13 protein-coding genes are annotated in these 13070 nt (G+C 35.7%); 11 read left to right on the top strand and 2 right to left on the bottom strand.

From position 1 onward, the window contains the following. Nucleotides 1–218: 218 nt before the first annotated feature. Nucleotides 219–854 carry a LysR family substrate-binding domain-containing protein gene (locus OOZ15_RS19180; RefSeq protein WP_265958064.1) on the bottom strand — a complete coding sequence of 212 codons (636 nt, stop codon included), beginning with the start codon at nucleotides 852–854 and terminating at the stop codon, nucleotides 219–221. Beyond that, a complete protein-coding gene (locus OOZ15_RS19175; RefSeq protein ID WP_265958063.1) occupies nucleotides 808–1110 on the bottom strand; it encodes a LysR family transcriptional regulator in 303 nt (100 codons plus the stop codon). The genes OOZ15_RS19180 and OOZ15_RS19175 overlap by 47 nt, the downstream gene beginning before the upstream one ends. Nucleotides 1111–1222: 112 nt before the next feature. On the opposite strand from OOZ15_RS19175, the gene OOZ15_RS19170 reads away from it, so the two are divergent. From OOZ15_RS19170 to OOZ15_RS19120, 11 genes are all read left to right on the top strand, one after another. Beyond that, nucleotides 1223–1480: a CBU_0592 family membrane protein gene (locus OOZ15_RS19170; RefSeq protein ID WP_265958062.1), complete on the top strand. Its 258-nt coding sequence runs from the start codon at nucleotides 1223–1225 to the stop codon at nucleotides 1478–1480. Between the two features lie 435 nt (nucleotides 1481–1915). Beyond that, the gene (locus tag OOZ15_RS19165; RefSeq protein ID WP_265958061.1) at nucleotides 1916–2989 is read left to right on the top strand and encodes an alpha/beta hydrolase family protein; all 1074 of its coding nucleotides are present in this window, start codon (nucleotides 1916–1918) and stop codon (nucleotides 2987–2989) included. Nucleotides 2990–3364: 375 nt separating this feature from the next. Next, entirely contained in the window at nucleotides 3365–3958 is a 594-nt protein-coding gene (locus OOZ15_RS19160) for a hypothetical protein (RefSeq protein ID WP_265958060.1), read from the top strand. A gap of 1587 nt (nucleotides 3959–5545) precedes the next feature. After that, nucleotides 5546–6646: a hypothetical protein gene (locus OOZ15_RS19155; RefSeq protein ID WP_265958059.1), complete on the top strand. Its 1101-nt coding sequence runs from the start codon at nucleotides 5546–5548 to the stop codon at nucleotides 6644–6646. A gap of 348 nt (nucleotides 6647–6994) precedes the next feature. Next, the gene (locus OOZ15_RS19150) at nucleotides 6995–7849 is read left to right on the top strand and encodes a helix-turn-helix domain-containing protein (RefSeq protein ID WP_265958058.1); all 855 of its coding nucleotides are present in this window, start codon (nucleotides 6995–6997) and stop codon (nucleotides 7847–7849) included. A gap of 64 nt (nucleotides 7850–7913) precedes the next feature. Further along, nucleotides 7914–9572 (top strand): M61 family metallopeptidase, encoded by a 1659-nt coding sequence (locus OOZ15_RS19145; RefSeq protein WP_265958057.1) that lies wholly within the window; start codon nucleotides 7914–7916, stop codon nucleotides 9570–9572. 94 nt (nucleotides 9573–9666) lie between these two features. Further along, nucleotides 9667–10947: a YciI family protein gene (locus tag OOZ15_RS19140; protein WP_265958056.1), complete on the top strand. Its 1281-nt coding sequence runs from the start codon at nucleotides 9667–9669 to the stop codon at nucleotides 10945–10947. Nucleotides 10948–10960: 13 nt separating this feature from the next. Continuing rightward, nucleotides 10961–11368, top strand: coding sequence for a DUF1761 domain-containing protein (locus tag OOZ15_RS19135; RefSeq protein WP_265958055.1), 408 nt, complete (start codon nucleotides 10961–10963; stop codon nucleotides 11366–11368). Nucleotides 11369–11385: 17 nt separating this feature from the next. Beyond that, nucleotides 11386–11847, top strand: coding sequence for an SRPBCC family protein (locus OOZ15_RS19130; RefSeq protein ID WP_265958054.1), 462 nt, complete (start codon nucleotides 11386–11388; stop codon nucleotides 11845–11847). After that, on the top strand, nucleotides 11831–12106 hold the full coding sequence (locus OOZ15_RS19125) for a nuclear transport factor 2 family protein (RefSeq protein WP_265958053.1): 276 nt from the start codon (nucleotides 11831–11833) through the stop codon (nucleotides 12104–12106). The genes OOZ15_RS19130 and OOZ15_RS19125 overlap by 17 nt, the downstream gene beginning before the upstream one ends. A gap of 169 nt (nucleotides 12107–12275) precedes the next feature. Next, nucleotides 12276–12809, top strand: coding sequence for a hypothetical protein (locus OOZ15_RS19120; protein WP_265958052.1), 534 nt, complete (start codon nucleotides 12276–12278; stop codon nucleotides 12807–12809). Nucleotides 12810–13070 lie beyond the last annotated feature (261 nt).

Raw genomic sequence — 13070 nt, 5'->3', positions numbered from 1 at the left:
TAAATCGTAATAGGTCTAGTGATAATTCCAATGCAAGTATTTTTTTTGCAAAGATCGAACTTTACTTCAATTCTCACACAACTTTTAGGAATGATCCATTTTAATAGCCTTCTCTAAAATCCCTATTCAATTCATAAGTCAGGAAGTAGTAAAAGAAAGTGGCTTTCATAGGTTTCGATAATTCCCGGTCCCCGGAGAATATCAAACTCTTTCAACATTCAACTCCCCTCCTCTTCCGTAAGAAATTTACCAGCAGTTTCCGATACTAATCTTAGGATATTATTCAGCATCGGACTGTTATCATTTTTCCGCCATGTTACATAAAGATTCACTTCATAGGGTAGTGTAATAAAACGTACATTAGGTAAGGCGCTATAAGAATAGGAGAACGGAAGAATCGTTACCCCAAGACCTTGAGAAACGAGTCCGAGTCCCATGCCTCCAAAATCTGTTTCTATATATACGTTGGGATCAAATTCATAATCTTCGAACATTTGGCGAAGGCTCGACGCATAAAAAGTGGCTTGTCCTAAATTTGACAGAATAAATTTTTCCTCCTTTAAATCTTGTAAGCCTTTAAAATTATCCTCATTAAGATGATGGTTCATCGGCACAGCAAGTGCAAAGGTTTCTGAATACAGGCAAGTCGATTGTAAGGCAGGGTTTACAGCCGGATCGCGCCTAAAAGCCATATCCATTTGATAGTTGAGCAGCAATTGCTCAAAACTTATATCGGTAGGTTCTATCAGTTCCATCTTTAAATCCGGTAAGGCTTGAGATATCCCGGTAATCAATTTGGGCATAAAACTATAATCCGGGATAACCCATCCTGATAAAACCGGAAGCCCCTTCATGAATCTTCCTTGCCTGCATATGTACCCTGTTTATTTCATCCAACATGGGATGCCATCGGTCTCTTAAAAACATACCGGCTTCGGTAAGCTTTACTGTACGCTTACTTCTCTCAAACAACTGTACACCCAGCTCAGCTTCCAAGGCTTTTATTTGTCTGCTGAGGGCTGACTGTGTAATAAACATCCGCTCTGATGTTTTCCAGAAGTGAAGTTCTTCTGACAAGGCTAAAAAGTATTTTATCTGTTGAAGCTCCATTCGTATTGATTCAATTCTTGCATTAGTTAATCCAATATTAGCATTTTTATTTCAATACCCCGGTCGTTCCTTTGCGGTATTGAATGTTTAACGGATTTTAAACAGCAAAGATATGGTACAATTTCGAAAATACATATGGGAAATAATAGGCTGGATAGGTTCAGTCTTTGCGCTTTTGGCTTTCAGTCTGAACAGTTTTGACATCATTAGTAGTCAGTCCATGATGTATCTGGGAATGTATAGTCTCGGCTGTCTTTTAATGGGCATATATGGGTTTTCAAAAAAAGCACATGCGAGCTGGGTGCTTAATGTGATTTTCCTCTTAATGGGGGTAATCGTACTCATACGGGTGTATGTAATGCAAGTATGATGCACTTTATTTTACATAAGATCTTAGACGTAAGGTCAATTTATAACGCATGAAGGCGGGGACATGGCAAAACCCGTAAAAGACAATAAAAAGTTTTGCTATCCCGAAATCTTGCCTGTCGATAGGTAGGTTTAGGGAGTGAAAAATGTATTTTAGTAATCATATAACAAGTTGTACAACATATAGATTGGCTATGCTTAATGCAGCCTAAAGTATTGAATTTTAGTATTTTGTCATTTAATAAAGTTTCGTGCGGGTGGACAGTAGCAAGTGTGACCATAATGATCTGCTAAACCAAATTGAATAATGACTGCCGGTAAACAATAATTTGAAACCTCTAACCTACATAGGTCAAATTCTCAAACTATTATTTATTATCTTTTCATTCGTAAAACTAAACTGCGTTTAGCAGGTCATTACAGCCAATTAAATCATATGAAAAAAAATACCACACACTTTAAGATATTTTGTCTATTATTTTTAGCTGCATTTTCTGCCCAAGGTTCCTCATTGGTTCACAACCCCCAAAACGGTGATGGCATTGAAGAAGAAAAATTTGTGACAATCGGAGGAATTGAACAATGGATCACTATTAAGGGGCATGACAAAAACAATCCAGTAATATTATATATCCATGGTGGACCAGGGAGTCCAATGAGCCCCTATGCGGATACTATATTTCACGATTGGAAGAAAGATTTTACGATCGTTAACTGGGACCAAAGAGGCTCAGGAAAAACGTATGGCAAAAATACACCTGACAAGCTTGATGCTGATTTCTTAAAGTCGAATCCCCTCCGTTTGGAACAGATGATTGAAGATGGAGTTGAGGTGGCCGGATATTTGATTGATTATCTTGATCAGGAAAAGATTATTCTTATGGGAGAATCTTGGGGGTCAATTTTAGCTGTAAAAATGTTGGGGGAAAATTCGGAACTGTTTCGATGCTATATAGGCAATTCCCAAATCGTAAATCCGTCTGAAGATTTAAAATTTGCCTATCAAAAAATCAAGGAAATTGCAACACGGGAAAATGACCAGGAGTCATTGAAACAGCTCACAGAAATTGGAAAACCACCCTACGACAATGGAATGACTGCCGGCAGGTTATTTCGAATCATAAAAAAATATGAACGAAAATATTCCAGTCCTGTTCCGCAGAATTGGTGGAATCCTTCTCCAGATTACGACAATAAAACAGATGCAAAAAACAGGTTTGAAGGAGATGACTATTCTTTCTTCAGTTTTATCGGAGACCAAAACCTTGGGATAGTCGGGATGAGCAAGAAAATAAACCTGTGGGAAAGCAGCACCCATTTGAAAGCTCCCGTTCACATTTTTCAGGGAGAGCATGATATTTTAAGTCCGTTTGAGATTTCAAAAGCTTACTTTGATGCCTTGCAACAACCTTTAAAAACATATTCTTTTGTGAAAGGAGCTGGGCATGGAACTCATCCAAACATTTTAGCGGAACAATATAAATTCCTAATGGAAAACTATAAAAACTGACTGTAACAATGCTATACGTAATTGCTTGTTCTTGCCTCTTTTGAAAATTGCTGACGCCAGTTCGCTGCGCTCGTGTCCTGCGAAATTTTCAGCTCGGTATTTACTTGCAAAGCTAAGTGCTAATCCACACAACTACCCTAGCCGAACCGTTGGTAAACATATAAGAAACAATCACAAATGAAAAAACTTTACTTGTTATTTCACCAATTATGCTAACAATACATTATTTGTAAACCGTATAAAGCAAATGAACCCCACAAACCTCAACATAAAAGCAGAAGTAAAAGAAAATGAAACGCACAGGACAATTTTTGGGACAGGGCTGAATTTATAAATTTTGGCTATCTTCATACCAACAAACCTTAAATTAAAATAATGAACTTAAAGAAGAACTTACTTACAATTCTGTTTTTGACAATCTTTTCAGTCGGAATTGCCCAAGATTACAAAAAAGAAATTGAATCGGAATTTACCGAGTACTTAAATTCAATTGTGAATATGGAATTTGAGAAATCTATGGAATTTATCACCCCTGAATTTTTTGAGATTATTCCTAAATCGCAAATGATAAATTTAATGGAACAAACCTTCAATAACCCATCAATGGAATTTGAATTAAAGAACCCCAAGATTTTAAAAATTAATGATGCTCAAAAAATAGAAAACAAATATTATGCATTATTGACATATTCAAATCAAATGAATATGAAAATCAATAGTGAAGAAGAGGAAACTGAAGATGAAAAGAAAATGAGAATAAATATGACAAAACTCTCATTTGAACAAACCTTTGGTTCTGACAATGTAAAATATAATGAAGAAACAGGTTTTTTTGAAATTCAATCTCAAAAGGACGTTTATGGAATATCGGAAAACGGACAAACTGATTGGAAATTTTTAGTAATTGAGAAAAAACAAAAAGTGATTTTAGAAAAAATATTACCTAAAGAACTGATTGAAAAAATATAAAAACCACAGCCAATAACTAAGCGTTCATGTGGCCGATACCGGTCAAACATGAACGCCATGTTGACTAAGCTGGGTCTGTTTTTCTCATATAGGAAACCGAAAGATATAGCTTATTTTGAGGAAAGGGGAAATACCTATGAATGATTGGGGAGGTTTTAATTTACATTTATGAAATAAAAGTAACATCATATTTGTAAAGAAATATACCTGTTGCAAAAACAAAACTGCAATAAACAGAATTTTCAAAATGTATATCATTGACCTTCAATATGTTAAATTAACATCTTGAAACGTATAAAAAACAACAAATTAAATTACAGTTTGCGAAAATTCATTTTTGAAAAAAGAAAGTATGGATTCGAATTGCTGGTGGATTTACATAGGTTCGAAGACAATCCAAATGTTTTTTTTGATCCGGCACCGCACGCAACAGATTTTTTTGAGATCTTGATTTTTGAAAAAGGGGAAAAACCCCCCTTGAAGATTTATAATAAACAAGTAACTTTAATATATTATTGAAACCTTTCGATTTTTCAGTATTAAAAATATTTACAATTGTAGGTTTGGGGGAACCTTAAAAGTCTGCTCGAAATTCGTTTCGGCAGACTTTTTCATATGTATAAAAGGAAAACTTTCACTTGTTTATCCATAGCCCCCTTATAACCTTTAAATTATACAAATACAAGATTAATAAAAACAAAACAGCAATCAAGGGTAAAACACTGATATTCAATTATTCAATAGGGTAAAAGACCATTATAACACTTCTACAGGTTTCAGTAATTTACTTCTCCAATTTTTTAGTTTCTTTGGAGAAGAGGGGAATATACAGCAATACCAAACACATAATAGAAAGTGAAGTCGGTTTATAGGTTGAGACATAACAAATCAAAAAGTGTTGTTATTCCGAAATCTTGCCTGCCGACAGGTAGGTTTAAGGGATAAAAATGTATTTTACTAATCATATAACGAGTTGGCATTTATTATGACCCTACATAACTATTAATTATTAAGGATGAAAATTAAATTAATTATTCATTTTGTTGTTGGCAATAGCTTGTTCAAATGCCAGCAATGGTAACCGTTGCACAATCTTATGATTTATGAAATATTTCCCCCATAGCCTTCTTTTAGGGCGGTATTTTTGACTGATCAATTGCACTTTAAGAAAAGGGGGTAAAACCAATCTTATGAACTCATACAAGAACATTTTTATGATAAAAGTGTAGTGTCTTGTCCTACTCTACTTTTGACACATTTTTCTATGAATTTCAGGTGCTTTTTCGGATTGTAGGCAATAGCGGAGAGCTGCATACATTTATTAACCTGTTTGACACCAATAGTGTTTTCAACCGGCAATGGAAGTTCTGTTCCGGTATACGATCAATCAACCGGACTGGTTGAACAGTTTTTGGTACGCTCTTTTTCCTTGCACACTTCAATCTATATACCCTATGAAAACATAATGTCAACCCTATATGAATTTTTTGCTAACTTGTGCAACAGGCACATTATATAAACGTAATTCGATATAAATCGCTAAAATTTAACACTTTAGCATTTATCAAAGTTTAGTGCAGGTGGACAATGAATCGCTCCAAAACCCGTACTACGCTTATACTTGACCGCTGGAACAATAAAAAATACATCACCGAAATGAAACAATTGATTCTTATAGTGGCAATTGGATTCTTCTTCCCTTGTCAAAATAACAAGCAGGTAAAAAGTGAGGTGTTACAGGATTCCCAGGAAATTGAGTTGGAATGGCTTGAAAATTGGTTCGATGCCTGGGAATTGATTGCCGGTGATGTCTTCAAACTGCCCCGGACCAACCCACCGGTCGTATTGTTCTACGATAATGAATACGTTTACACGACATCCAACGAATCTGCTCCAGGTGGTGAAAAATTCAACGGACCAAAACTATTTGGTGAAAAATTGCCTTGGAAAAGAGCCACTCATAATGATACTCTAAGCCTTCCCACCGGACAAAGAGTTCCGGTACAATTAATGACCTTTGCCGCTCCTTCAGAAAAAGAAGGCGTCGAATCCTTTTTTGTTATGGCAGCCCCATCCTTTTGGCAAAGTGCCGGTGTCGATAGTAAGGAAGTTGGGCTTGACAAAATGCTTACCGGTATTTTTGTTCATGAATTTGCCCATACCAGACAAATGAACGGATTTGGTTCAAAGATTTCCGGATTTGAAAAGAACAACAAGTTTGATTTTAATGTCAACGATGATATTATACAGAATTATTTTTCCGATGACCCCATCTATGTTGAGCGATTTAAAAGGGAAATCGATTTGTTTTACAGAGCGGCAACAGCAGAAAACAAAAAGGAAACGACAGAGCTCGCAAAGCAAGGGTTAGCGCAGTTAAGAAAACGTCAGGAGGAATATTTGAAGCCCAAAAAAGGAATTCTGGTTGAAATGGATCACGTCTTCCTCACTATGGAAGGTATTGGCCAATATGCAATAGTCTCCTGGCTTGAGCACCCTAAAGGCGGAAAAGTGGCAAAAGATGTTGCGATAAAAGCAACTAGGAGAAACAAGAAATGGTGGTCACAGGATGAAGGTTTGGCATTAGTAATGCTGTACAGAAGTTTGGTACCTGATCCGGATTGGAAAGGCATGTTCAGTCAACATCCGGAAAATATAATAGTATTGATTGAAAAGGAATTGAATTAGTTACAGTTACCCAACATATGAACCCGTACAAGAATGTTTTTATGATACAAAACAAAGTGCCTTATCCCTCACTACTTTTGGCGTGTTTTTTATAAAGTTCAAGTACTTTTTTAGATTGGTTGAACAGTTTTTGTGATACGCTTTTTTCTTGGTATACTGCAAGATAAAAGTCAACTTTCAAGCTAACATCAATCCTATATCAATTTTTTGCTAACTTGTGCAAAAGACACAACGTGTAAGTGCAATAACGGCTGAATTTCCTAATCAGAAATTCAACTCATTTTACTATATTTAGAAAATACTCGTGCATTTTCCCGTTACTGTCACTTAGACAAAACCGTTGTGGTAATGGTAAAAACTGAAAAACCGACAAGAGTGGTATTTGAGACACTTAACATAAAGCATCCTTTAGACAGATACATACAAAGTATCTTTTACTACAAAGACTATGTTCCCGAACATAGCATTGAAAGGGTTGTGCCAACAGGCAACATCTTTATTCTTATTGAGTTGGACGGGTTTGAAAGAAACACCTTTGATAACGAATTAAAACCAATCGGCCACTTCAAAGAAAACTGGGTTTCAGGTATGCAACAAAAACACCTCAATATATCTGCCCATCAACATTCTGAAATGCTTGTCATTCAATTCAAACCAATAGGAGCATTTCCGTTTTTAAAAATTCCCATAAATGAACTAAACCATACCATAAGGCAAGCTGAAACTTACTTCGGAGATAGCATATTAAAAGTTCGCAACGATATTTTTAACGAGCAAGACATCACTGATAAATTTAAAATTGTTGAACGATGGCTTGTAGGAATCCTTGACGAGAAAAAAGCACCTCCCCAAGAAATAATTGATGTTGTGGTAAAATTGCAAAACCACCCCTTTTCCAAACACAATGAATTACTGAAAGATTATCCAAAGACACAAAAAAATCTTATAGACCAATTCAAAAAATATTGTGGACTTACCCCAAAGGTTCTGCATAGGATTTTTCGATTCAATGCCTTATTGGAAAACATCAATCAAAAAGAAGAAATTATTTGGACTGATATTGTATACGAAACGGGATATACGGACCAATCACATTTCATAAAGGAATTTCAGGAATTTTGTGGCTTTAATCCTTCAAAGTACATTAAAAGTGGGTATAACGCTTCCGATCCCAATTTCTTCCCATTGGACAAGGGAGGTTAATTTTTTACAATACTTAGTCATAAAAACTCCCTAATTTTGCACTTTATCTAATTTTTACCCTATAATGAATTTAAAGGGATTTACATATTTCGTATTACTGATTTTTCTTGTTAACTGTTCGGTAAAAGACAAGGATAACCATTCTGAAAATACCATAATTTACGAAATTACGCCTGTTCCGTTAGATGATAGGGTTAATCTTACTGTTAAAACAACTTTTCAAGGTAATTCCAATGGTATCACCACTATTTCACTACCAGATGATAAGTATGGAACGGATGAAATTTACCGAAGTATAGCTGAGTTTACTGTATCGAATGGACAAGTAGAAACTGTTTTTGGTGAACCCAAAAAAAGAGTCATCCATCACCAGCCTTCCAAAGTTATCACTATCAATTACACCATTTCTTTTGACCCCAAGTTGTCTGAAACCTCATCCTTTAGTCCTGTGATCGAGCCAGAGTTGTTTCATTTTTTCTATCCGCAATGGATGCTTACATTAAGTCTTGAAAAAAAAGAGTATGAGTTCGACCTTCATTTCAATAATGTTCCCAATAATTGGGTAACATTTACAAATCTCTCAAAAACAAGTGAAAATCATTTTTCTATTAGAACAAACCTAAACGATTTCAAACCTTTCATTGCAGGAGGAGATTATGATTATTATAAAATAGAAAGTCAAGGAAAACCTATAAATGTTATCATCAGCCACCACTTTAGAGACGAACTTGAGATGGTAGAAGACATTCAGACCATCATCAATTACCAACGTCAGCTTTTTGACTTTTCTGAAAATGAACATTTCTTAATTTCCGTTACCAAAAGAGACGGCATTTTAGCCGGAACAGGTATAGAAAATGCTTTTGTAGCATTGGTTCGAAAAGGTGCTTCGAACCCCGATTTATTACAATTATTGGCCCACGAAACGTTACATAATTGGATTCCTTTAATGGCAGATATTGAACGGGATAAAACTGGAATAGGCTCTGAATACGAAACGGAGTTTTTCAATGAAGGTATTACATCTTACGCTCCAAGAATAATGCTCCTGAACCAGAAACTGATTAACCGACAACAATTAGTTGATATGTTGAACGAAACGCTTTTAAAATATTCGTTGAACCAGCATCATACTGTAAATATAGATGAAATTAAAAAAGTTGACAGCCTGGGGCTGTTTGATAATGTTTATGAAAAAGTCTCCTATTACAGAGGCGATTTATTGGGTTTTAAGTGGGATAATATTATTCGAAAAACAACTGAAAACAAAGAAAATATTGAGGATTTTCTGTACAAAATCATTCAAAAAGCATTGGAAAATAAAGGCGAAATCAGCTTTCCGGACTTTTTCGCAATTGCCGAAACATATGGAATTGATGCTAAATCGGATTGGGACAAACATATCAGAGATGGCAAACACATAACATTGAATGATTTAGGTTGGTTAAGCAACGACTATAAGCTTATTCAAGAAAGAAATACCTTTTTTGACAAGGGATTTAAAAGTAAAAAGGTTGAAAATAGGCAGACAATAAAGGAAGTCTACAATAATAGTAATGCACAAAAGGCAGGCCTACGAGAGGAAATGGTTATCTTAAAATCTGAATTTAACAGAAACAAACCATTTGCATCAATTACAGTCTTGGATAATAGTGCACAACGAACGATAACGTATCAACCAAACATCGAAGTAAGCTACCAAAAAATAATCCTAAAACATTAAACTAATGCGGTTCATTCTACTTTTCATTTACTTTTTAATAACTTGGTCAGCAAATGCCCAAAATACCCAAATTCCTAAATGGTTTACTCAAAATATGCAACAATTACAAGGAATTTGGGTAGCCGACAACACACCCTTCTTCTCAGATAAAGAACCATACAAAAAATATGTTATTGAATGGAAGTACGCATTGGGAAATACAAGCATTGTTGGGCGGTTGTACGGAATAACCGAAAATGGAAAAGAATATGATTTTTGGCAATTTCGTCAGTATTGGGATAATGAAAACCAAAAAACGATGTTAAACCAATTTGGTTATGGCAATATTATGGGACGTGGAGAAATAAAATCTATTGAATCAAATAGAACCGAATCTATCCAAACATTTTCGCAACCAGATGGAACCATTTGGAAAGAAAAACATATAACGCTTTTTTTAGAAAATAAGCACTCCACCACATCATTTTCGTTCATAGACAACAAGTGGCAAGAAAAGCAGACATATGATTGGTATAAACAAAAAACAACCTCTCAAGAAAAAACAACAAGCAAGATAGATCCCTCATTGATAGAAAATTTTCCTGAATTTTTGCAGGGAACTTGGAAAATAGAAAACAAAGAAACCTATGAACATTGGGACAAACTCAATAACAATACCCTAAAAGGATTTTCGTATAAAATAGAGTCTGGACAAATTTCAATTTCCGAATACTTGGATATTTCACGAAACGGAAATGAAACCATCTATACCGCCACCGTCTTAAATCAAAATAAGGGCAGGAGCATAAATTTTAAGCTGACGAAAAGCGATAGCACATATACTTTTGAAAACCCCAAACACGACTTCCCTAAAAAGATTGTTTACCAAAAATTATCCAACACAGAAGTGTTTGTGAAAGTATCAGACGGAAACCAGAAAAGATTTGCTTACAAAATGATAAAGCAAAATGTAGTGAAAACCCGGAACGATTCAACCGTTTCAAATCCCAATTACGACAAAGCATTGGCACAAAAATTAGGCGCAGATGACAACGGAATGAAAAGCTACATATTTGTAATTCTTAAAACAGGAACCAATCAAACAACCGATAAAGCTCTTATCAACAAAAGCTTTCGGGGGCATCTCGACAATATAAACCGGTTGGTTGAGGAAGGGAAATTGATAGTTGCAGGGCCGTTTGGGAAAAACGACGACAACTATCGCGGCATTTTCATTCTTGATGTAACCACTGTTGAAGATGCTGAAAAATTATTGCAAACAGATCCTGCCATTAAAGCAGGCTTATTGGATATTGAACTTTATAGCTGGTATGGCTCGGCAGCATTGTCCGAATATCTAGAAGCATCAGATAAAATATGGAAAGTAAACCCTTAAAAAAAGTAAAAATATGGACATTTCAACATTAAATTGGCTAGCAGTAATTGTCGCTGCCTTGTCTAATTTCCTGATAGGTGGTCTTTGGTATTCACCTGTGCTATTTGGAAAGGTTTGGATGAAAGAAAATAATTTCTCGGAAGATGACCTGAAAAAAGGAAATATGGGTAAAATATTTGTACTTACCTTTCTTTTTTCATTTGTTATGGCTTTTAATCTGGCAATGTTTTTAAATGATGCCAAGACAACTGCAAGTTGGGGAGCCATTGCAGGTTTTTTGGCAGGTTTTGGATGGGTGACGATGTCCATATTTACCATTGGGCAGTTTGAGAGAAAATCCACAAAATATATGTTGATTCACGGTGGTTATGTAACCATTAGCTTTGTTGTGATGGGACTGATTATTGGACTATGGCGGTAATTCAAAAAAAAAACGATATGAAGACAACTCAAACAACAACTAAATCGGACAAAAGCTTTGGGATTTATCACGATTTGACTATAAATGCACCAATAGAAAAGGTTTTTTCAGCAGTTTCTGAACCTAAACATATAGTCAATTGGTGGCCTTTAAAATGCGCAGGGAGACCCAAATTGGGAGCGGAGTATAATTTTTACTTTACACCAGAATATGATTGGTACGGAAAAGTAAATGAGATAGTCTCAAATCAAACATTTTCCGTAAAAATGACCAAATCAGACTTGGACTGGGATTCAACTACATTTGGTTTTGATATGACCGAAGAAAATGGCAATGTGTACCTGCGTTTCACCCATCTTGGTTGGCCGGAATGTAACACCCACTTTCGGATAGCTTCATTTTGTTGGGCTATGCTGCTAAAGGGATTAAAGGATTATTTAGAAAAGGGAATAATCTTGCCTTTTGAGGAACGGAGTTAAAACTTTTGAATCTAATAGCAGAAACCTTGCCAAATATGTATCCGAAAATATCCGTTGGACAGAAGCCAAAGGTTTTCCGTATGCAGGTACTTATATAGGTTTGGAAAGCATCACCAAAAATGTTTTTAGCCGATTGGGAAATGAATGGATACATTACAAATTTACACCTGAAGATTATATTGCCGATGATGATAAGGTAGTTGCTTATGGCACGTATACAGGAATTTACAAAAAAACAAACCTTTTGAAGCCAGAGTAGCCCATGTCTGGAAATTGAAAGACGGAAAAATAATCAGCTTTGAGCAATTTGTAGACAGCAAAATGGTGAACGAAGCGATACGATAAACATTACGCCCTCAAATGCTATGAATCCATCCCGCTCACTACCAAAGTATGGATCATAGCTGAACGTTGGCATCAATTGAAAAATGACAGACATTCAGCAAATAAGAAAAAAACTTGCCTCTCTGACAGACTTGGAGTGGTTCGACACTATCTGCGACATTTTAAAAAAAGAAAATAACCCGACAACTCACCGACTGACAGATATCATTGGGACAGAGAAACCTAATCCTAATAACGAGATAAGGGGCTCAAAATTCCTTGACACCTATGACAAGAGATTTAAAGGAGCTTGCATCAATCCAAGTCTATCAATTGACGATCCTGACCACCCCATAGACTACTTGGGATTTTGGGGCGACACGTTCAAAATCACAATCGGTGACATTAGCGCAAGGTTCAAGGACTATAAAACTCAAATAAACACGTATGACGGGGGGACACAAATATTCTTTTATCCCGTTCCGAAAGACTTTGAGTTTACAGCAATTGACTGCTGGACAAATAAAAATGAAGATGAAATTGACAACCTGGCGGATCTACAAGTCGGTGGAGTGACTTTCAGGTTTGGTGACAATCTCGTTCAAGGACGAGACGGATTCGGAATGAGAAGAAAATAAACGGTAAGGTAATGTTATACAATTTGGTTTTTTTGGGGGGAAGGAAAATATACAAACAACTATACCAAACACATAATAGAAGGTGAAGTCGGTTTATAGGTTGAGACATAGCAAACCCGAAAAAGACAATAAAAAAGTTCTGTTATCCCGAAGCTTTAAGGTATAAAAGACACTATCCCAAAAAGTGTGTAAGTAAAAATATCGAGGGTTGGATTCTTAATTAGATTCTGACCCTTTTTTCATAGATTGTGAGGAACTGAT

It is taken from the genome of Galbibacter kalidii (assembly GCF_026241135.1).
Classification (GTDB): Bacteria; Bacteroidota; Bacteroidia; order Flavobacteriales; family Flavobacteriaceae; genus Galbibacter.
Note: the sequence above shows the minus strand (reverse complement) of the source record. Positions and strands in the feature narration are given on the sequence as shown.

Coding starts and splice junctions, on each gene's coding strand:
- OOZ15_RS19135 (WP_265958055.1), top strand. CDS start 10,961: ATGGACATTTCAACATTAAATTGGCTAGCAGTAATTGTCGCTGCCTTG.
- OOZ15_RS19145 (WP_265958057.1), top strand. CDS start 7,914: ATGAATTTAAAGGGATTTACATATTTCGTATTACTGATTTTTCTTGTT.
- OOZ15_RS19165 (WP_265958061.1), top strand. CDS start 1,916: ATGAAAAAAAATACCACACACTTTAAGATATTTTGTCTATTATTTTTA.
- OOZ15_RS19150 (WP_265958058.1), top strand. CDS start 6,995: ATGGTAAAAACTGAAAAACCGACAAGAGTGGTATTTGAGACACTTAAC.
- OOZ15_RS19130 (WP_265958054.1), top strand. CDS start 11,386: ATGAAGACAACTCAAACAACAACTAAATCGGACAAAAGCTTTGGGATT.
- OOZ15_RS19180 (WP_265958064.1), bottom strand. CDS start 854: ATGAAGGGGCTTCCGGTTTTATCAGGATGGGTTATCCCGGATTATAGT.
- OOZ15_RS19140 (WP_265958056.1), top strand. CDS start 9,667: ATGCAACAATTACAAGGAATTTGGGTAGCCGACAACACACCCTTCTTC.
- OOZ15_RS19170 (WP_265958062.1), top strand. CDS start 1,223: ATGGTACAATTTCGAAAATACATATGGGAAATAATAGGCTGGATAGGT.
- OOZ15_RS19175 (WP_265958063.1), bottom strand. CDS start 1,110: ATGGAGCTTCAACAGATAAAATACTTTTTAGCCTTGTCAGAAGAACTT.
- OOZ15_RS19120 (WP_265958052.1), top strand. CDS start 12,276: ATGACAGACATTCAGCAAATAAGAAAAAAACTTGCCTCTCTGACAGAC.
- OOZ15_RS19160 (WP_265958060.1), top strand. CDS start 3,365: ATGAACTTAAAGAAGAACTTACTTACAATTCTGTTTTTGACAATCTTT.
- OOZ15_RS19155 (WP_265958059.1), top strand. CDS start 5,546: ATGAATCGCTCCAAAACCCGTACTACGCTTATACTTGACCGCTGGAAC.